Annotated in this window: 19 protein-coding genes; 10 read left to right on the top strand and 9 right to left on the bottom strand. The window is 68.5% G+C overall.

All coding sequences use genetic code 11. The annotated features are described in order from the left end of the window. The first annotated feature begins 266 nt into the window (after positions 1-266). Entirely contained in the window at positions 267-1,484 is a 1,218-nt protein-coding gene (locus tag BLV97_RS06805; RefSeq protein ID WP_035843940.1) for an ROK family transcriptional regulator, read from the top strand. 164 nt (positions 1,485-1,648) lie between these two features. Here BLV97_RS06805 and BLV97_RS06800 read toward each other — a convergent pair whose 3' ends face one another. Next, complete coding sequence (locus tag BLV97_RS06800) at positions 1,649-2,071, bottom strand: hypothetical protein (RefSeq protein ID WP_035843942.1); 423 nt, start codon at positions 2,069-2,071, stop codon at positions 1,649-1,651. 362 nt (positions 2,072-2,433) lie between these two features. Beyond that, positions 2,434-3,537: an alpha/beta hydrolase family protein gene (locus BLV97_RS06795; RefSeq protein WP_051646138.1), complete on the bottom strand. Its 1,104-nt coding sequence runs from the start codon at positions 3,535-3,537 to the stop codon at positions 2,434-2,436. Between the two features lie 275 nt (positions 3,538-3,812). Between BLV97_RS06795 and BLV97_RS06790 the strand changes: the two genes are divergently transcribed. From BLV97_RS06790 to BLV97_RS06760, 7 genes are all read left to right on the top strand, one after another. Further along, entirely contained in the window at positions 3,813-5,162 is a 1,350-nt protein-coding gene (locus BLV97_RS06790; RefSeq protein ID WP_092163989.1) for a dihydrolipoyl dehydrogenase family protein, read from the top strand. 184 nt (positions 5,163-5,346) lie between these two features. Beyond that, positions 5,347-5,808, top strand: a complete 462-nt coding sequence (locus BLV97_RS06785) for an outer membrane lipoprotein (RefSeq protein ID WP_051646140.1) — start codon at positions 5,347-5,349, stop codon at positions 5,806-5,808. A gap of 215 nt (positions 5,809-6,023) precedes the next feature. Further along, positions 6,024-7,391, top strand: coding sequence for a DNA repair protein RadA (gene radA, locus BLV97_RS06780; protein WP_035843961.1), 1,368 nt, complete (start codon positions 6,024-6,026; stop codon positions 7,389-7,391). Between the two features lie 22 nt (positions 7,392-7,413). After that, positions 7,414-8,022 (top strand): CvpA family protein, encoded by a 609-nt coding sequence (locus BLV97_RS06775; protein ID WP_051646141.1) that lies wholly within the window; start codon positions 7,414-7,416, stop codon positions 8,020-8,022. Between the two features lie 264 nt (positions 8,023-8,286). Next, a complete protein-coding gene (gene purF / locus BLV97_RS06770) occupies positions 8,287-9,765 on the top strand; it encodes an amidophosphoribosyltransferase (protein ID WP_035843963.1) in 1,479 nt (492 codons plus the stop codon). Next, positions 9,762-10,181, top strand: a complete 420-nt coding sequence (locus tag BLV97_RS06765; protein ID WP_035843965.1) for a DUF1284 domain-containing protein — start codon at positions 9,762-9,764, stop codon at positions 10,179-10,181. Before purF ends, BLV97_RS06765 begins: the two co-directional genes overlap by 4 nt. A gap of 149 nt (positions 10,182-10,330) precedes the next feature. Further along, positions 10,331-10,999: an SDR family NAD(P)-dependent oxidoreductase gene (locus BLV97_RS06760; RefSeq protein ID WP_035843967.1), complete on the top strand. Its 669-nt coding sequence runs from the start codon at positions 10,331-10,333 to the stop codon at positions 10,997-10,999. On the opposite strand, the gene BLV97_RS06755 is transcribed toward BLV97_RS06760, so the two are convergent. The 7 genes from BLV97_RS06755 to BLV97_RS06725 all read right to left on the bottom strand — a co-directional run bounded on the left by BLV97_RS06755 (position 10,983) and on the right by BLV97_RS06725 (position 17,848). Continuing rightward, positions 10,983-11,432, bottom strand: a complete 450-nt coding sequence (locus BLV97_RS06755) for a paraquat-inducible protein A (protein WP_035843969.1) — start codon at positions 11,430-11,432, stop codon at positions 10,983-10,985. The genes BLV97_RS06760 and BLV97_RS06755 overlap by 17 nt on opposite strands. Positions 11,433-11,468: 36 nt before the next feature. Next, positions 11,469-12,245 (bottom strand): hypothetical protein, encoded by a 777-nt coding sequence (locus tag BLV97_RS06750; protein WP_051646142.1) that lies wholly within the window; start codon positions 12,243-12,245, stop codon positions 11,469-11,471. Between the two features lie 302 nt (positions 12,246-12,547). Further along, positions 12,548-13,294 (bottom strand): ABC transporter ATP-binding protein, encoded by a 747-nt coding sequence (locus BLV97_RS06745; RefSeq protein ID WP_035843971.1) that lies wholly within the window; start codon positions 13,292-13,294, stop codon positions 12,548-12,550. Continuing rightward, complete coding sequence (locus BLV97_RS06740; protein ID WP_035843973.1) at positions 13,291-14,076, bottom strand: MlaE family ABC transporter permease; 786 nt, start codon at positions 14,074-14,076, stop codon at positions 13,291-13,293. The genes BLV97_RS06745 and BLV97_RS06740 overlap by 4 nt, the downstream gene beginning before the upstream one ends. After that, positions 14,073-15,122 (bottom strand): alanine racemase, encoded by a 1,050-nt coding sequence (alr, locus tag BLV97_RS06735; RefSeq protein WP_035843995.1) that lies wholly within the window; start codon positions 15,120-15,122, stop codon positions 14,073-14,075. Before alr ends, BLV97_RS06740 begins: the two co-directional genes overlap by 4 nt. A 284-nt stretch (positions 15,123-15,406) precedes the next feature. Further along, positions 15,407-16,543, bottom strand: a complete 1,137-nt coding sequence (locus tag BLV97_RS06730) for a THUMP domain-containing class I SAM-dependent RNA methyltransferase (RefSeq protein WP_035843975.1) — start codon at positions 16,541-16,543, stop codon at positions 15,407-15,409. A 78-nt stretch (positions 16,544-16,621) separates the two neighbouring features. Beyond that, entirely contained in the window at positions 16,622-17,848 is a 1,227-nt protein-coding gene (locus BLV97_RS06725; protein WP_035843977.1) for an MFS transporter, read from the bottom strand. A gap of 180 nt (positions 17,849-18,028) precedes the next feature. On the opposite strand from BLV97_RS06725, the gene BLV97_RS06720 reads away from it, so the two are divergent. Beyond that, positions 18,029-18,880, top strand: coding sequence for an AraC family transcriptional regulator (locus BLV97_RS06720; protein ID WP_081825103.1), 852 nt, complete (start codon positions 18,029-18,031; stop codon positions 18,878-18,880). Between the two features lie 139 nt (positions 18,881-19,019). Then, on the top strand, positions 19,020-20,021 hold the full coding sequence (locus tag BLV97_RS06715) for an MDR family oxidoreductase (RefSeq protein WP_035843979.1): 1,002 nt from the start codon (positions 19,020-19,022) through the stop codon (positions 20,019-20,021). The last annotated feature ends 24 nt before the right edge of the window (positions 20,022-20,045 follow it).

The raw sequence follows: 20,045 nt of genomic DNA, 5'->3' as shown, positions 1-20,045 counted from the left end.
TCGGGGCCGATCAATATTCGCGAGTGAAGTTGTTAAACGTGCACCTTCGCGCAACTTCGCGCGAAACCCCGGCCGCATCTGCCGTCGATTCTGACTGGTTCCTCCCGCAAACACGGTAGTTCTGCGGTATATTCCCTGGGTCGCGTCTGTCAATAAACACTTTCGGATGAATTATCGAAATGTATGTCAGGGATCGTTCTTGTTCGCGTCTCGCGGGCTGACTATGCTCCGCTTCGGGCATCGGACACAGGGACTGGACTCGCGGTGTGAACAGGGACGAACTCCTCAAGGCGACGCCGCTGCGGGGATCCAATCAGGTGTCGGTGCGCGGGTTCAACGAACGCCTCGTGCTGCATCTCATCCGCCAGCACGGCAGCTGCACCAAGGCCGAGGCGACGCTTGCCACGGGGCTTTCCGCGAACGCCGTTTCGGTGATCTTCAACGCGCTGCAGGCCGATGGGCTGCTGCTGCGGGGCGATCCGATCCGCGGCCGCGTGGGGCAGCCCTCGGTTCCGATGCGCATCAATCCCGAGGCGCGCCATTTCATCGGGCTGAAGATCGGCCGACGCAGTTTCGACATGATCGTGGTCGACTTCGCGGGCGCGATGATCGCGCGGCGCACGCGGTCGCACAGCTACCCGACCCCGGCGGGGCTGCTGGACTTCATTCGCGAGAACCTGCGCCCCGTGCTGCGGACGGCCAGGAAGCGGCGCGACCAGATATCGGGGTTCGGCGTGGCGATGCCGTCGGAACTGTGGCACTGGACCCGGGATTTCGACGCCCCGCGCGCGCAGATGGAGGCCTGGCGCGGGTTCGACGTGGCATCGGCGCTGCGCGATCTGGTTCCGGGTGCGATCTCGGTCGAGAACGACGGCACAAGCGCGTGCCGGGCGGAACTGGTTTTCGGACCGCAGCGCAAGCCGCAGGATTTCATCTATTTTTTCGTGGGCACCTTCATCGGCGGCGGGATCGTGCTGAACGGCAGCGTCTTTTCGGGCCAGCGCGGCAATGCCGGCGGCTTCGGGCCGCTGCGCATCCCCGGCGCCTCCGACGGGGACCGGCTGATCGACCACGCATCGCTTTTCGTGCTGGGCAGGATGCTTGCCGAGCAAGGGGATGACCCCGGTCGGCTATATGAGGCTGGCACCGATTGGAACAGCTTCGGCCCGGCGCTGACGGCCTGGATCGATCGCGCCGGACGTGGGCTTGCCCATGCGATCGTGTCGACCCAGGCGGTGATCGAATTCGACGCCGTCACGATCGACGGGGCCTTCCCCGAGGAAATCCGGACCCGCCTGATCCGGGCGGTCGCGTGGCATCTTGACCGGCTCGATCTGCGAGGGGTCTTTCGGCCCGCGATCGGGGCCGGGCATTTCGGCGATGTCGCCCGCGCGCTGGGCGGCGCGGCCTTCCACGTCGCGGCGAACTGGATGGTCGATCAAAACACCCTGCTGCGCAAGGAAGCGTTGGAGCGGGCGCGCTGAATGCGGCCGGCGATGGCGGACAAAGGGTGCGAACCGGCGGCGATCGGGTGCGCCGTTCGGGTGCGCCCGCCAGCGGGGCCCGTCCGGGGCCGGGGCCGCAAAACGGCCCGCCGGCGGGTGCCGGCGGGCCGAGGCAAGGGCAGGGGGTTCACGCAGCCCGCGGCTCAATGCTTGGGCTGTGTGCCCAGCGCCTGCGAATTGACAGAAACGCTCGCACCCTGGGTGCCGGTGCGTTGCACCTTGTGGATGCCGGTCACCGGCTTGTCCACGCCGGCGCTAGAGGACATCCCGGCGTCGGATCGGGTGCCCATGTGGTTCACCCCGGTGCCGAATTTCAGCGCCACGACCGTCGGCGTGCCATTCTCTTTCTGTACCTTATAGAGAACCTGCTCCCCGACGATCAGCTTCGCGCCGTTGGCGACCTCGGAATTGATATGGAAAGTCGAACCGTTGACCGAGATCGTGTGCCGCGCGGTGTTGACCGCGGTGATCTTGCCGGTCTGGAAGCCAGAGGCCATGACCATCGGGGCAGCGGTCCCCAGCGCAACGGTCGCGATCGCGGCAGTCTTCATCAAACGTGCAAACATCGATTCATAGTTCCTTTCATTTGGGCGACCCGCCCACGCCGCAAGATCCGCGTCGTGGCGCCATGCCCGCCTGGGGCACGGATGCAGCAGGCTTCGATGCCCCGCACCCGGTCAACCGGATTTCCTTCCGTCCGACCTACGGCCAGACCCGATGCCCCTTTCGGTCCCGGGGCGTGAACGCGTCTGGCTTTCCCGACCATTCGGTGGCCCTGGCGTTCGGGGGAGAAACGCGCGCCCGTCAGAAGACGTTCCATGATGGGTTGCAATGATCACAAGCGTTTGAACGGCGTGCGCCCGGTGGCGCCTGCCGGGCTGCTGCAATCGGCTGGTGCGCGCGCAAGGGAGGGGGCGGTGCGCTCGGTTCAGCCGCGCTGTTCCAGCACCAGCCCCGGCGCGCGCCCGGCTTCGAAGCCCTTCCAGCCGGGCCGCAGATAGTCGGCCATCTCTGAAAGGCGCTTCAGGTGCAGGTCCAGAAAGGCACGCGCGAAATGCTGGGCGATGTTGTTCATTGCGGTGCTGTCCCAGACCGGATCGGCGTAGTGCGCGAAGGGCGGCCAGTCCAGGTGGGGGGATGGCTCCCAGGCCTCGTCCGGGGCGGGGATCGGGGCGGCGGCGTTGTGGCCCGCGCCGATGAAGCTCAGCAGCCAGGTGGGGCCGCCGGTTTCGGCGAAGATGCGGCGCATGCCGGTGTCATAGCCCGACACGTCATCCTCGGTGCCCGCCATGATCAGGCAAGGCAGACGCATCGCGCCAAGCCCGGCGGCATCCCACAGCGCGCGCGCGCCTCCCCAGGGGCCGATGGCAAGGATCGCCCGAAGGCGTGCGGGTGGTTTCGGGGCACGGTGCAGCCGCCACAGATCGTGCGGCGGCGCCATCTCTGTAGTCAGCGCTTGCGCCGAAATGCCCGCCCCGGCCAGCACGAGCGCACCATAGCCACCCATCGAATAGCCGATCACGGCATAATCGCCGCCCAGGGTCTCGGCCACGAATGCCACGTCAAGCGGGCGGTGGATCAGTGTCGCCGCAAATGCCTTGCCCGCCAGATAGGCCGGATCGCCATAGGTGGAATGCAGGTGATCTATGCTGGCGACACGGTAGCCGTGGCTTGCCAGGAATTCACCGAAATGCCCAAGCAGCATCCGGTTTCCCGGATAGCCGTGCGACAGGATCACCAAGGGAAACTCTGCCGCCGCGGGCGTCGCGTCGCGGGTCGCGCCTCCATGCAGGGTCAGGCGGCGGTGTCCGTCGCGCAGCAGCGTGGGATAGCGTGCCGCCCCGGCCCCGGCATTGGCGGCGGGATACCACAGCTCCACCGCCAGCGCGCGGTCGGCGCGCGCGCCTGGCGCTCCGAAGACATCTGGCTGGTCGGGGTTGACCAGGGTCAGGCTGCGCACGCCCACCGGATACGTCCCCCGCCGGGCCAGAGCCGGCGCGTCGGGGCGGGTCCGGTCGATACGATTGCTCATCTGTTCGTCTCTTCTCTTCTGGATCGGCGGGCCCGGCGCGGGCCCCGGTCGCGCCATAAGGACCCTAGCCGATCGCGGCCGTCCAGCGCCAATCGCCCGCGCCGGGTGCGGATGGCGCGCGGGCGCGTGCCGCAGCGCGCAGGCCGCGACCGCCGGGGAGGGGCGATTTCGTGGAACGGCGCCCGGGGCCATGCGTTGAGCCGGTAGCTGGTCGGCGCGGGCCGGTTCCATTCAGGCGAAACATCCCGCTTGCGACGGGAAAGGAGCAAAGCGACATGACCCAGGAATTCGATCTGATCGTCATCGGCGGCGGCACCGGCGGCAACGGGGTTGCGCGGAAGGTGGCCTGTGCCGGATGGAAGGTGGCGAGCGTCGATTGCCGGCCCCATGGCGGCACCTGCGCCTTGCGCGGCTGCGACCCGAAGAAGATGCTGGTCGCGGTGACCGAAGGCGTCGAATGGGGCCGCGCGATGGCGGGCAAGGGGCTGACGGGCGATCTGTCGGTCAGATGGCCGGAGATGATGACCTTCAAGCGCAGCTTCACCGATGTCATGCCCGAGCGGATCGAGCACGGGCTAGACAAGAGCGGCGTCACGGTTCTGCACGGCACGGCGCGGTTCACCGGGCCCGACACGCTGGAGGTCGACGGCAAGCCCCTTCGCGCCAAGCATTTCCACATTGCCACGGGCGCGCGGCCGATGACGCTGGACATCCCCGGAGAGGACGCGCTTCTGACCAGCACGGATTTCCTGGAACTGCCGGACCTTCCCGCCCGGATGGTGTTCGTCGGCGGCGGCTTCATCGCGATGGAATTCGCCCATATCGCGAAACGCGCCGGCGCCGCCGAGGTCACGGTGATCGAGATGGCCGACCTCCCGCTGGGCGGGTTCGATTCTGACATGGTCGAGATGCTCGCCGCCGCGACCGAGGACCTGGGCATCGACTTGAAAACCGGCGCCAAGGTGCGCGAGATCCGCAAATCCGGCGCGGCCTTCGAGGTCGATTATGAAACCGCGTCGGGCCTGCGGACCGTGACCTGTGACGCGGTGGTGCACGCGACGGGCCGGGTGCCCGCGATCGACGACTTGAACCTTGATGCCGCGGACGTGGAACATTCGCGCCGGGGGATCAAGGTCAGCCCCTACATGCGCACCACCAACCCGGCGATCTTCGCGGCCGGCGATTGCGCCGATTCCGGCCCGAACCTGACACCCGTTTCCGCCGCCGAGGCGCGCATCGTGGCCATGAACCTGTTGGCCGGAAGCGATGCCGAGGCGATCGACTACCCGCCGATCCCCAGCGTCGTCTTCACCTTGCCGCAACTCGCCACCGTCGGCCTGTCAGAGGCCGAAGCCCGCGACAAGGGCGTTGATTTCGAGACCCATAGCGCGAAGACCGACGGCTGGTATTCGTCGATGCGGGTCGGTGCCAAATGGTCGGGCTACAAGGTTCTCGTCGAGAACGGCAGCGGCAAGATCCTGGGTGCCCATCTGGTCGGCCCCGGCGCGGAAGAGCAGATCAACCTGTTCGCCATGGCGATGAAGACCGGGCTGACCGCGAACCAGATCAAGGAGCTGATCTTCGCCTATCCAAGCTATGCCTCGGATATCGGCTCGATGATCTAACGACGCGGGCGCGGGGCCGCGCGCGCCAAGCCCGGGCCGCCGTCACGCGGGTCGCCACACCGGATCGGCCCGGTGGGAACCATCTGCGAATGCGTGCGTTTCGCCAGCAGGTCGCGTCGACGATGTGGTGTCACCGGCCAAGATCTTGTGCGGCCCCGCGCCGCCGGAACCGAGGGAGACAAACATGACTTTCACCTATCTCGCGATCCCGCTTGCCTGCCTGTCGCTGGCTGGCTGCGTCGAGAACCAGGGCGGCCAAAGCTATGCCGAACCCGCCGTGCAGCAGACACATGTGCGCGTGGGTACCATCGTGCGCTCGCGCACGGTCGAGCTGCGGAACACCAACGGGGACCGCAAGGTCGCCGGTACGCTGGTGGGCGCCGCGATCGGCGGGGTGATCGGCAACCAGTTCGGCAAGGGTGAGGGCAAGACGGCCGCGACGATCGTCGGCGCCGGGGCGGGCGCGGCGGTAGGCAACAACATGGCCTCGAAGAACGCCACAACGGTCAGCTATCGCCGCGCCTGGGAGGTCCGGCTGCGCAACGGCAGGCATATCGTGGTGCTGAAACAGGGCGGTCATTTCCGCGTCGGCGAACGGGTGCGCGTGATCGGCCAGGGCGACAACGCCTATCTCGAACGTCTTTGAACCCGTCTGACCAGGCGGCGGGGTCCAGTTAGGCCCCGCCGTGCGCTCTGCCCGAACCTGTCTTGGGCACGGCCCTTGGGCGGATGCACGCCGACGATGCACGCCGACGTGGGCCGACCGCGCCCGCGCGTCCCGTCCCTGGCGCAGAAACCACCCCTGCACGCGCTTTTCACAGCAGCGCTTGCGCCGGCTCCCTGGCTCGGGCACCTAGGGGCATGGCCAAATCCACCCCCGCCTTCACCTGCTCTGCCTGCGGCGCCGCCCATCGCAAATGGGCCGGTCGCTGCGATGCCTGCGGCGCCTGGAATACCATCGTCGAAGAAGCCCCGCTGAGCGCGGGCCCGGGGGCGAAAAGCCTGGGCGCGCAGCGTGGCCGCACCATCGAACTGACCGATCTGGCGACCGAAGAGGCGCCGCCGCCGCGCGCCATCAGCGGCATCGACGAACTGGACCGCGTGCTGGGCGGCGGGCTGGTGCCGGCCTCGGCGCTGCTGGTGGGGGGCGATCCGGGGATCGGCAAGTCCACCTTGCTTCTGCAGGCGGCGGCCGCCTTCGCGCGCAGCGGTCTGGGCTGTCTTTACGTCTCGGGCGAGGAGGCCTCGGCCCAGGTGCGGATGCGCGCCGCGCGTCTGGGCCTTGCCGACGCGCCGGTGAGGCTGGGGGCCGAGACAAACCTGCGCGACATCCTGACCACGCTGGACGCCGAGCGCCCGGCGCTGGCGATCATCGATTCGATCCAGACCATGTGGTCGGACAGCGTCGACAGCGCGCCGGGGTCGGTGGCGCAGGTCCGCGCGGCCTGCCACGAACTTGTGAGCTTCGCCAAGCGGCGCGGCACTTCGGTCATCCTGGTGGGCCATGTCACCAAGGACGGCCAGATCGCCGGGCCGCGGGTGGTCGAGCACATGGTCGATACCGTGCTGTATTTCGAGGGCGAGCGCGGCCATCAGTTCCGCATCCTGCGCGCCGTGAAGAACCGCTTTGGCGCCGCCGACGAGATCGGCGTGTTCGAGATGACGGGGCAGGGGCTGGCGCAGGTGACGAACCCCTCGGCGCTGTTTCTGTCGGAACGCGGCCAGGCCAGCCCCGGTTCGGCCGTTTTCGCCGGGATCGAGGGCACGCGGCCGGTGCTGACCGAGATCCAGGCGCTGGTGGCGCCCTCGCCCTTGGGCACGCCGCGGCGCACGGTGGTCGGCCTTGACGCGGGGCGGCTCTCAACCATCCTGGCGGTGCTCGAGGCGCGCTGCGGCATTCCCTTCGCGGGGCTTGACGTGTTCCTGAATGTCGCCGGCGGGATGCGGGTGTCGGAACCGGCGGCCGATCTGGCCGTGGCGGCGGCGATCCTGTCGGCGCGCGAGGACGCGGCGCTGCCGCCCGATATGGTGCTGTTCGGGGAAATCAGCCTGTCTGGCGCGCTGCGGCCGGTGGCGCAGACGGAAAACAGGTTGAAAGAAGCGCGAAAACTTGGTTTCTCACAGGCGGTCGCGCCGGCGCGCTCGAAGACAGGCGCGGAAGATGGCATGCGGGTGCGGCAGATGCAGGATCTGACTGCATTCGTGGGAGAGATCTTCGGGGCCGGCTGAGGCCGGGGAAGGGAAGACGCGCATGGACGGATTCAATATCATCGACGCGGTCGTGATCGGTGTCATCTTGCTGTCGGCGATCCTGGCCTATGCGCGGGGTTTCGTGCGCGAGGTGATGGCGATCGTCGGCTGGGTCGCGGCGGCGGTGGTGGCCTATTACTTCGCGCCGCAGGCGGAGCCGCTGATCCGGGAAATTCCCGTTCTCAACAAGTTTCTCGAGGGCTCTTGCGAATTGACGCTGCTGGCGGCCTTCGCGGTGGTCTTCGCGCTGGGGTTGGTGGTGCTGGCCTTCTTCACGCCGCTGCTGTCGTCACTGGTTCGCCATTCGCTGCTGAGCGGCTTCGACCGGGCGCTGGGTTTCCTTTACGGCATAGCGCGCGGCGTGTTGTTGGTGGCGGTGGCGCTTATCGTCTATCAACGCGCCATGTCCGACCAGGCGATCCCGATGGTGTCGGAAAGCCAGACGGCGCATGTCTTCGCGCAGTTCGAACAGAAGATCGACACCAATATCCCCGACCAGATCCCCGCCTGGCTGGAGCAGATCTACGAAGGAATCGCCGGCAAGTGCGGCGCGCCGAAGGCCGGCGCGGGCGGGCTGACGGCGCCGGGGGCCGCTGGCACGGGCAACTGAGGCCGCCCATGGCGGCCGGCCGGGGGGGCGGGGGCGCTGCCCCCGAGGCCGGCGCCGCACGGGGTGGCCCGCGCCCCGTGCAGCCCCCGGAGTATTTTCGCCAAGATGAAAAGCTGTGCGTCGCGGCAGTCACGGATGCGGCCGCAGTTTCGACGGGCGACGCCGGATCACGGGATCGGGGGGCGTGCGATAGTTTCGTGACACTGCCCGGCGAACCCTTTAAACGGGCCCTGCAACCGCCCAAGCATTCGGAGACCTCGCCATATGTGCGCGTTCCCAGCCCAGCCTCCTGCACATCCCTTCGATGATGACAAGCTGAAGGAGGAATGCGGCGTCTTCGGCGTCATCGGCGTCGCCGATGCCGCGAATTTCGTCGCCCTCGGCATGCATGCCCTGCAGCATCGCGGCCAGGAGGCCGGCGGCATCGTCACCCACGATCCCGAGACCGGCTTCAATTCCGCGCGCCGCTTCGGCTATGTGCGCGACACCTTCACCAAGGCCGACGTGATGGCGACGCTGCCGGGCAGTATCGGCATCGGCCATGTGCGCTATTCCACCGCCGGGTCGAAGGGCAATACCGCGATCCGCGACGTGCAGCCCTTCTTCGGTGAATTTGCCATGGGCGGTTGCGCGGTGGCCCACAACGGCAACATCACCAATGCCGCCGCGCTGCGCCGCGAGTTGATCGAGCGGGGCTCGATCTTTCAGTCGTCGTCGGACAGCGAATGCATCATCCATCTGATGGCGCGTTCGATCCAGCGCAACATCCCCGAACGGATGAAGGATGCGCTGCGCCGGGTCGAGGGCGCCTTTTCCATCGTTGCGATGACCCGCACCAAGCTGATCGGGGTGCGCGACGCGCTGGGGGTGCGGCCGCTGGTGCTGGGCAGGCTGGGCGAGAGCGGCGGCTGGTGCCTGTCGTCCGAGACCTGCGGGCTGGACATCATCGGGGCCGAGTTCATCCGCGAGATCGAGCCCGGCGAGATGGTGGTGATCGACGCCAAGGGGGTGGAAAGCTTCCATCCGTTCGACCGCCGGCCTTCGCGGTTTTGCATCTTCGAGCATGTCTATTTCTCGCGCCCCGATTCGATCCTGGGCGGGCGTTCGGTCTATGAGACGCGGCGCGCGATCGGGGTGGAGCTTGCGCGCGAGGCGCCGGTCGAGGCCGATCTGGTCTGCCCGGTGCCCGATAGCGGTACCCCGGCGGCGATCGGCTATGCGGCCGAAAGCGGCATTCCCTACGGCATGGGGATCATCCGCAACCAGTACATGGGCCGCACCTTCATCGAGCCGACCGAGCAGATCCGCAACATGGGCGTGCGGCTGAAGCTGAACGTGAACCGCGCGCTGGTGCGCGGCAAGCGGGTGATCCTGGTCGACGATTCGGTGGTGCGCGGCACCACCAGCCGCAAGATCAAGGACATGATCCTGGATGCCGGCGCCGCCGAGGTGCATTTCCGCATCGCGTCCCCCCCCACCGCCTGGCCATGCTTCTACGGCGTCGACACGCCGGAGCGCTCGAAACTGCTGGCCGCGACGATGAGCGAGGAAGAGATGCGCGTCTGGATCGGCATCGACAGCCTCAAGTTCATCTCGCTCGACGGGCTTTACCGCGCGGTGGGAGAGGCGGGCGGACGCGATCCGCGCAACCCGCGCTATTGCGATGCCTGCTTCTCCGGCGAATATCCGGTGGCGCCGTCGGACATGATCGAGAAGGGCTTCGAGATGAAGGCGGCGGAATGAGCCTGCGGTTTCGCAGGCATCATTTCCTCTGTTCGCTGGGCTTTCAGGGCAAGGGCTATTCCGACGCCTTCACCGCCAACATGGACGCGGTGGTGACCGGCCGGCTGCGCGCCCCTGGCGGCGCGGGGGTAGAGATCGAGGTGGTCGCCGGGGCCGATGCGATCTGCGGCCCCTGTCCCGAGCGGCGCGGCGAGGGCTGCGCAAAACAGGCCCGCATCGACGCGCTGGACGCCGCCCACGGCGCGGCGCTGGGGCTGGTGCCGGGGGACCGGATCACCTGGGGCGACGCGCTGGGCCGGATCCGCGCACATGTGCAGCCCGGCGATCTGGCGCGGATCTGTGCGGGCTGCGGATGGCTGGAGCTGGGATTGTGCGAGGCGGCGCTGCAGCGTCTGCACGCGGACGGACAGGGCTAGGGCGCGCGAAGCGTCCCGGCCCCGGTGCTGCCCGGTACCCTACGATTCTTCCCGACGCCGCCTGACGCACGCCCCGCCTGAGCCGCGCGAAGCGTCGCAGTCGTCAAGTTGCGCTTGTGCGGCCGGCGCCGGGCTGGCAGATCGGTGGCATGAGTTCCGAACCCGCATCCGACCGCATCGCCCTTGTCACCGGCGCCTCCCGCGGCCTTGGCTTTGCCCTGGCCGAGGAACTGGGCGCGACGGGCTGGCATGTGGTGGCCGTTGCCCGCACCGTCGGCGGGCTGGAGGAGTTGGACGACAGGATCAAGGCGCGCGGCGGAAGCGCCACGCTGGCGCCGATGGATATCGCCGAAGACGACGCGATGCGCCACCTGTGCCGCTCGATCCACGATCGTTGGGGGCAGGCGGGGCTGTGGGTGCACGCCGCGATCCATGCCGCGCCGCTGGCGCCGACAGGCCATCTTGATGCCAAGGATTTCGACGTCTCGGTCAGGGTCAACGCCACGGCGACGGCGCGGCTTATCCCCATGGTCGAGCCGCTGCTGAACGCCAATGGCGCGGCAAGCGCGCTGTTCTTCGACGACCCGCGCGCCGGGCAGAAGTTCTTTGGCGCCTATGGGGCCTCGAAGGCCGCCCAGATCGCGCTGGCCCGGTCCTGGCAGGCCGAGACGATCCACACCGGCCCCCGAGTGCTGATCGAGACCCCGGCACCGATGCCCACCGCCGTGCGTGCCCGTTTCTTCCCCGGCGAGGACCGCGACGGCAGCCATCTGACGCCATGCGCGCAAGAGGCGCGGCGCATCATCGCGGCGCTTTGAACAACGGCGCCGAGGCCAGCGAGATCGCCAGCGAGGCCAGCACGCAGCCGGTGAACAGGTAAAGCCCCCAATCGGTACGTACGGTGGCCAGCCCCACGCCTTTCACCACGACGATGTAAAGCGCGATCAGAAAGACATCCGCCATCGCCAGCTTGCCCAGCACATGCAGCGCCGGCAACACCCGGGCCGACAGCAGGCCGAAATGCAGCAGCGCCAGGCCGATGGTCTTCAGATAGGGCGCGAAGATCGCCAGAAAGGTGACCAGCAGCGCCAGCATCGTGTCGCTGCGCCACAGCGTCTGCAACCCCGAGACGACCGAGATCTGCGACAGGCCGAACAGCGGCAACAGCCCGGCCCGCATCAGCGGCGCGAACCAGGCGATGGGAAAGGCCACCAGCAGCGCCAGATTGGCCGCGATCAGTGCGGCCTTCATTGCGCCGCCCCGTCGCCCGGGGTCCCGTCGCGGCCCCTATTTGAACGGAGATTTGGGCTGCATCGGGACGACATTGGGGTTGGCGCCGGCATGGACATCCTCGAAGTCATAGCCCAGGTCGGGCAGCACGTCACGCAAGTCGCGTTCCAGCCGGGTGATCTGGCGCGCGGTCTCGGTCTCGTCCGCCTCGACATCCAGAAGCCAGCGCTTCAGCTCGTCGCAGGTGTGGCGCGCCACGCGCAGGCGTTCCTTCATCGCGTCGACCTCTTGCTGGCGCTGGGTCAGAAAGGTCTTGGCGCGCTCGACCTTGTCGTCGGAATAGACCCGTGCCAGATCGCGCGACTGATGGCTCATCTCGGCCGCCAGCTGCAGCAGCTCGGGCTCCAGATGGCCCAGGTCGGGGTGGTTGCGCAGATGCTCCATGCGTTCGCGCATCGTCTCGAATTCGGATGACAGCGCGAAGACGCCGGCGCGGTCGGCGGCATGGGCGGCGGCATAGGCGCGCGCGATGTCGTCCAGGCTGATGCGGAAATCGCGGTGGCTGCGTTCCAGCCGCCGCATCCGCCGGTTGGCGGGCAGGAAGAAACACAGCCCCAGCAGGAAGATCGTCAACCCGATCTGCAGGTACATCCCCGCGCGTGGCAGCTGCAGCGTGCCGAAACGGGCGTCGATGCCAAGCCAGGGCAACTGACCGGACGCGGCCAGAACGGTTGCGCCCAGCATTGTCAGAGTCAGCCCGATCAGCGCGGCCAGAGCCAGGGATTGCAGCAAGGATTGCGTGCGCCGCAGCGCCATTTCCGCCGAACTGATCATACCAATTCCCCAACCGATGCGGAAAGGATCCCACCTGGCGCCGGATCTGGCAACAGGCTACGGGGAATGGCTGGTGATTGTTGACGAATTGGTGACAATATTGGCCTGTTGTCCAGGATTATCGCCGTCGCGGCGCAAGTGTCAGGCACCCGCCCGATCGTGCCGGAGGCATGGTTGCAGCGTGCCACTGGAAGGCGCCCGCACCGCGCCCACGGCGCGTATCGGCGAAAGAGGGGCAAGGTTCTGACGCGCGGCACCCGGGGACGCCTTACGTGCCTGACAGCGCGCGCCCCCCCCCCCCCTCAGCGCACCGCGGCGATCGGGCCTTCGGCGCGGCCGTGGATGAACTGATCGAGATAGGGATCGCCCGATTGGTCCATCCCGGCCACCGGCCCGGTCCATTTGATCACCCCGTCATGCAGCATGGCCACCTTGTCCGCGATCGCCCTGACCGAGGTCATGTCATGGGTGATGGTCATCGCGGTGGCGCCCATTTCCACCACGATCTCGCGGATCAGCTCGTTGATGACGCCCGCCATGATTGGGTCAAGGCCGGTGGTGGGCTCGTCGAAGAAGATGATCTCGGGCTCGGCGGCGATGGCGCGGGCAAGGCCCACGCGCTTTTGCATCCCGCCCGACAATTCGGCCGGGAACAGATCGGCGACCTCGGGTTTCAAACCGACGCGGCGCAGCTTCTCGATGGCGATCTCGCGGGCCTCGGCCTTGGGGCGCTTGGCGTGGCCGCGCAGCAGCCGGAAGGCCACGTTCTGCCAGACCGAGAGGCTGTCGAACAGCGCCCCGCCCTGGAACAGCATCCCGAACCGCGCCAGAAAGGCGTCGCGATCGGCGCGGGTCACGTCCTGGCCGTCCAGCGTGATCCGCCCCGCATCGGGGGTCACCAGGCCAAGTACGCATTTCAGCGTCACCGACTTGCCGGTGCCGGACCCCCCGATGATCACCATCGATTCGCCCGTGGGCACGGTCAGGTCGACGCCGCGCAGCACCTTGTTGCGACCGAAGGCCTTATGAACGCCTTGCAACTGGATCATTGGCTGAAGAACATCGCTGTGAGAAGGAAGTTCGCGGCCAGGATCGCCACGGCGGCGCCCTGTACGGCGGCCTTGGTGGCGCGGCCCACGCCCTGGGCGCCACGGCCCGATTGCATGCCGTGGTAACAGCCCATCAGCGCGACGATGAAGCCGAAGACCGCACCCTTGATCACGCCCGAGACCACGTCCCAGCTTTGCAGGTAGTCAACGGTGTTCTTGAGATAGGTCGTCGGATTGAAACCCAGCTGATGCACGCCGACCAGATAACCGCCGTAGATGCCGATGGAATCGCCCACCGCCACCAGCACGGGCATCACCAGCACCGCCGCCAGAATCCGCGGCGTCACCAGATATTTCAGCGGGTTGGTGGACAGGGTGACCAGGGCGTCGATCTGTTCGGTCACCTTCATCGTGCCGATCTCGGCCGCGATCGAACTGGCCACGCGCGCCGCCACCATCAGCCCGCCCAGCACCGGGCCCAACTCGCGCACCATGCCGATGGCGACGATCGAGGGCACCACGCTTTCGGCGTTGAACCGTGAGCCGCCGGAATAGATCTGCAAGGCCAGCGCGCCGCCGGTGAACAGCGCGGTCAGGCCCACGACCGGCAGGCTGAACCAGCCGATCGCCAGCACCGCCTGCAGGAATTCGCGCGGATAGAACGGCGGGCGGACAAGATGCGACACCGCGCGCGCGCCAAACAGCGCGATCCGCCCGATCGAGGCCAGCGCGGCCAGCGTCAGCCGCCCGATCCCGCCCAGCGGCGCGGTCAGGACCGTCATTGGCCGCCCCCGCTGTAGCGTCGCAGATAGCGCGGGCCAAGACTGGTCAGCACCTCGTAGCCGATCGTACCGGCGGCTTCGCCCAGATCGTCGATGGTCTGCTGCGGCCCCAGGATGTCCAGCACCTCGGGCGCCTCGGGCAGGTGGCCGACATCGACGGTTATCAGATCCATCGACACCCGGCCGACCAGCGGGCAGGGCACATCCCCGGCCCACAGCGTGGCGCGGTTCGACAGGCTGCGCAACAGCCCGTCGGCATAGCCCGCCGCGACGGTCGCGACGATGGTGTCGGTCTCGGCGATCCAGGTGTTGCCGTAGCCCACGCCTTCGCCCGCCGCGACCTCGCGCAGCTGGATCACCGGCAGGGACAGGCGCACCACGGGCCGCGCGCCTTCGAACGGCAGCCCGCCGTAAAGGCCGATGCCCGGGCGGGTGAGTTCGAAGTGATAATCCTGCCCCAGCAGGATACCGCCGGTCGCCGCCAGCGAGCGCGGGATGCCGGTGCCTTCGGTCAGTTCGACGAAGGTCTGCAACTGGCGGGCGTTCATCTCGTGGTCGGGCTCGTCGGCGCAGGCGAGGTGGCTCATCAACAGTTCCGGCCCCGCGGCCATCACGATCTCGGCCACCGCGGCCCATTCGCCGGCCTCCATCCCCAGCCGGTTCATGCCGCTGTCCAGTTGCACGCCGAAGGGATGGCCGGGCAGGGTTTCGAGATGCCGGGTCAGCTGTTCGACCGAGTTCAGCATCGGCGTCAGGTCGAGGTCGCGGATCATGTCGGTGTCGCCCGCCATGTGCCCGGCGAAGACGTTGATCTGCGGGCCCGGCCCCAGCGCCTCGCGCGCCGCGGCGCCTTCCTCGGCGACGGCGACAAAGAAGCGCCGCGCCCCGGCCTTGGCCAGCGTGCGGGCCACCCGGGCGGTACCCAGGCCGTAGCCGTCGGCCTTGACCACCGCCCCGGTCTGGGTGGGGCCGTCGGTCATGCGGTCAAGCGCGCGCCAATTGGCGGCGAGGGCGTCGAGATCGATGGAAAGCGTCGCGGAACTCATGCGAGAGGTTTTGACAGGGTGGCGCGCAAGGTCAAGCGGAAAGGCGGGGAAGGGGCGCATCACAAGGACCCGGACCACGCGCATTTCCGCGCGGTGTGGGGGGCAAGCTCGGCCAGGCCCCTTTGACGCCCGGTGCGCGCGCGCCGGGCGCAGGGCAAGCGCCCGTCCGTAGCCGCGGGCTGGCGTCTTGGGGCTCTCGATCGCGCGGCGAGGTGGGGGCTGCACCATGAATGGCGCCGCTCTGCCGCCGCGATGCGTCCCCCACGGGCGCGCGCGCGCCCGGCTCAGCCCGGAAGGGCCCCGGTTTGCCACAGCGTGACCTTCAGCCCGCCGTGGGCCACCGGCGGGCCGGGGGGCAGGAATGGCAGGCCGGTGGCCTGGGCCAGGCTGCGCTCTGACGTCACGATGCCCACGCGCCATCCGGCGAATTGCGCGCGCAGCACCTCGCCCAGCCGCGCGTGCAGGCCGTAGAGCGGCCCCTTGTTGCCGATCCGCGCGCCGTAGGGCGGGTTGATGATCACCAGTCCCGGCGGGCCCTCGGGGCGGGTCAGATCCGAGATCGCGCCCTGCGCGAAGCGGGTGATCCCGGCCACGCCGGCCCGGGCCGCGTTCTCCTGGCTCATCCGGATCGCGCCGGCGTCGCGGTCGAAGCCCAGAAAGCGCAGATCGGTGCCGCGCGGCAGGGTGGCGGATTTCAGCGCCGCCCAGGCGGCGGGGTCGAAGGCGGGCAGTGTCTCGAAGGCGAAACGGCGGGCGCGGCCGGGGGGCAGGCCAAGGGCGATCTCGGCCGCCTCGATCGGGAAGGTGCCCGAGCCGCACATCGGGTCAAGCACCGGCTCCTGCCCGCGATAGCCGCATTGGCGCAGCAACAGCGCCGCCAGCGTCTCTCGCATCGGGGCCTTGCCCACGGCCTCCTTGAAGCCGCGCCGGTGCAGCGGCGCGCCGGAGGTGTCGAGGCTGAAGGTCACCAGATCGTCGTCGATCCGCACCAGCAGGCGCAGGCTTTCGGTGTCGCCGTCCTCGTCCGTATCGGCGGCGGGCTTGCGCGCGCCGATCGTGTCGGCCAGCGCCTTTTCCACCCGCTGGGCGGCGGCTCCGGCATGGTAGATCTTCGAGCGCCGACAGGTGGCCTCGACCTTTACCGCCGTGTCGCGGGGCAGGTAATCGGCGAAGGCAAAGCGATGCGCGCGCTTGTCGAGCTGCGCCAGATGGAAGGCGCGAAAGCCCCCCAGCCGCACCAGCACCCGGCCCGCGCCGCGCAGTACGAGATTCGCGCGCCAGACCTCGGGCCAGTCGCCGCGCGTCTCCACCCCGCCGGGCACCGCGCGCGGGGTGGCAAAGCCCGCTTCCGCGGCCTCGTCGCGCAGCGTCTGTTCCAGGCCCGGGGGCGCGGCAAGAAAGATGTCGAATTCGCTGTCCATCGCGCTTCCATAGCGCGGGGCGGGGCGGGGCGCGACGGGAATCTGGCCCCGTCGCGCCCCCGGTTTCCGACAGGGTGTTCAGGCCCGGGCGGCGCGCTTGCCATCGAGATCGGGCAGGAACACCGCCAACAGGCCCATCGCCGGCAGGAAGGCGCAGATGTGATAGACCGCGACAATTCCGATCCGGTCGGCCAGCAGCCCCAGCGCCGCCGCCCCCAGCCCGCCGATGCCGAAGGCCAGCCCGAAGAACAGCCCCGACACCGTGCCCACCCGGCCTGGCATCAGCTCTTGCCCGTAGACCACGATCGCGGGGAAGGCCGAGGCCAGGATCAGCCCGACGATCCCGCTTAGCGCCACGGTGGCCGAAAGCGGCACGTAGGGCAGCGCCAGGGTGAAGGGCAGGGTGCCCAGGATCGACACCCAGATCACCCGCTTGCGTCCGATCCGGTCGCCCACCGGTCCGCCGATCATCGTGCCCACCGCCATGCCGGCGAGGAACACGAACAGATCCATCTGCGCGGCATGTTCCGAGATCCCGAAGCGGGTCATCAGATAGAAGATGTAATAGGAGGTGATCGAGGCGATGTAGAAGAATTTCGACATGATCAGCAAGACCAGCACGGTCATCACCCGCCGCACCAGGGCCGGCGGGTGTTGCTCTGGCGCGGCGACCGGCCCGGCGGCCTTGCGCGCCCGCAGGTGATCGGCGTACCAGCGCCCAAGCGCGCTCATCACCGCGACGCCGATCAGCGCCGTGATCGCGAACCAGGCCAGCGCCGGGCGCCCGTGCGGCAACACGAAGAAGGCGATCAGCACCGGACCGATCGCGGTGCCCAGATTGCCGCCGATCTGGAACAGCGACTGCGCCAGCCCATGCGCCCCCCGCCCGGCCAGCCGGGCCAGCCGCGCCGTTTCGGGGTGGAAGATCGACGACCCCATTCCCAACAGCACCGCGCCGGCCAGCAGCATCGCGTAATTCGACGCAAACGCCAGGGTCAGCAGCCCCGACAGCGAACTGGCCATGCCGAAGGGCAGCGAATAGGGCAGCGGGTGGCGGTCGGTGTAGCGCCCGACCAGCGGTTGCAGCAGCGAGGCCGTGACCTGGAAGGTCAGCGTCAGCAGGCCGATCTGCGCGAAGCTCAGGCTGAATCCGCCCTTGAACAGCGGATACGAGGCCAGGAACAACGACTGCGTCATGTCGTTGATGAAATGGCTCAGGCTGGCGCCGCCCAGCACCAGATATGCGGGGCGGGAGGGGGCGGGCCGCGGAAGCGGACGGGCCGGGTCGGTGGCGGAGGAGGTCATCTTCGGCGTCCTGTTCTGAATGCCTGCCTGATCTATGCGGCTGGATTGCGGCCCGCAACCGGGATAGGGTCAAGTTCCTACGCGACTGGGCCAAACTGCCCCGCAACGGACGCATGGAGGCCCAGGCGACGGGCAAAGCTGCGGGACCAAAGGCTCTGGGCAGGAGGTATGGCAGGGGACATGGCACGACAAGCGCAAATCAACGACCGGGCCGCAGGCGCGCCAGACGCTGGCGGCGCGGGCCAAGAGCCGGGCAGCGCAGGCGATGTCAGCCGGCCCGAGATTCGCCGCCCCGTGGTGGCGCGCGGAATCGACTATCCCGATCACGCGCAGGTCGCGCCGCATTCCCATGCGCGGTCGCAGCTTTTCTATGCCGCGCGCGGGGCGGTTCTGGTCGAAACCGATCAGGGTGCCTGGATGATGCCGCCCAAGCACGGGCTGTGGATCCCCCCGGGTGTGAAGCACCGGGTGCGGATGCTGGGCCAGGTACAGATGCGCAGCCTTTATTTCGCGCCCGCTGCGGTATCCTCGATGCCCCGGGTCTGCGAGGTGCTGGGCATGTCGCCGCTGATGCGGCAATTGCTGGATGAGGCGGTGACCTTGCCCGCCGAATACGACGTGCTGGGCCGCGACGGGCTGGTGATGGCGCTGATCCAGGCCGAACTGCCGCGGCTGCCGGTGCTGCCGCTGTCGCTGCCCCTGCCGGACGATCCGGCGCTGGCAGAGCGCGCAAGGGCGTTTCTGGCGGCGCCGACCCCGCATGACACGATCGACGACTGGGCGCGCGCCTCGGGCATGAGCCGGCGCAGCTTCACCCGCCATTTCCGTGCCGAGACCGGCCTTAGCTTTGTCGCCTGGCGCCAGCAGGCCTGCGTGATGGCGGCGCTGCCGCAACTGGCGGCGGGGCGCGACGTGACCGGTGTCGCCTTCGATCTGGGCTATGCCAATCCCGCAGCCTTCAGCGCCATGTTCGCGCGCACCCTCGGCGCCCCGCCGCGCGCCTATCTGGAAAGCCTGGATACGAAGCGCTAGCGCTGCCTTTCGCGCCGGCGCGCGGCCGTGTCCGGGCCAGGGGGCGGATGGGGCTTGCCACGCCTGGGCTGCTGGTGGACAACTCATCCCGGGTCGGGGCGCCACGGGCCGTTCCGCCCCCGGATATGAGGAGAGCAAGATGGCCAATGATTTCAATGCTCTGATCGTCGAGAAGGAGGGCGACGGCAAGACCAGCGCCGCCGTCGGCCGGATCAACGAAAACCAGCTGCCGGAGGGCGAGGTGCTGGTCGCGGTCGAGTATTCGACGCTGAATTACAAGGACGGGCTGTGCATCGGGCCGGGTGGCGGGCTGGTGCGCGAGTATCCGCATGTGCCGGGGATCGACTTCGCCGGGACCGTCGAAACCTCATCCGACGATCGCTACCGGCCGGGCGACAAGGTGGTGCTGACCGGCTGGCGCGTGGGCGAAAACCGCTGGGGCGGCTATGCGCAGAAGGCGCGGGTCAAGGCCGACATGCTGGTGCCGCTGCCCGAAGGCCTGACGACGCGCGCCGCGATGGCGGTGGGTACGGCCGGATTTACCGCGATGCTGGCGGTGATGGCGCTTGAAGATCACGGTGTAACGCCCGAAAAAGGCAAGGTTCTTGTGACCGGCGCCGCGGGGGGCGTGGGCTCGGTCGCGGTGGCGATCCTGGCCAGGCTTGGCTATCAGGTCGCGGCGGTGACCGGGCGGCCCGAGCAGGCGGATTACCTGACATCGCTGGGCGCGGCCGAGATCGTCGCCCGCGATACCCTGACCGAGGTGACGCGCAAGCCGCTTGAATCCGAGCAATGGGCCGGGGCGATCGACGCGGTGGCCGGCGCCATGCTGGGCCGGGTGCTGAAGCAGATCCACTATGGCGGATCGGTGGCGGCGATCGGGCTGGCGGGCGGCGCCGCGATCGAGGGGGCGCTGATCACGCCCTTCATCCTGCGCGGCGTGAACCTGCTGGGGATCGACAGCGTGATGCAGCCCTATGATAACCGGGTCCGCGCCTGGGGCCGGATCGCGCGCGATCTGCCGATGGAAAAGCTAGAGGCGATGATCCAGCCCGCGACGCTTGCCGATCTACCGGGGCTGGGACGCGACATTCTCAAGGGCCGGGTCAAGGGCCGGGTCGTGGTCGACGTCAACGCCTGACTGCCCCTGCCGCCCCGTCCACGC

Origin of the sequence: Allgaiera indica (genome assembly GCF_900106675.1) — a bacterium.
Taxonomy (GTDB): Bacteria; Pseudomonadota; Alphaproteobacteria; order Rhodobacterales; family Rhodobacteraceae; genus Acidimangrovimonas; species Acidimangrovimonas indica.
This window is presented reverse-complemented; position numbering and strand designations above follow the sequence as displayed.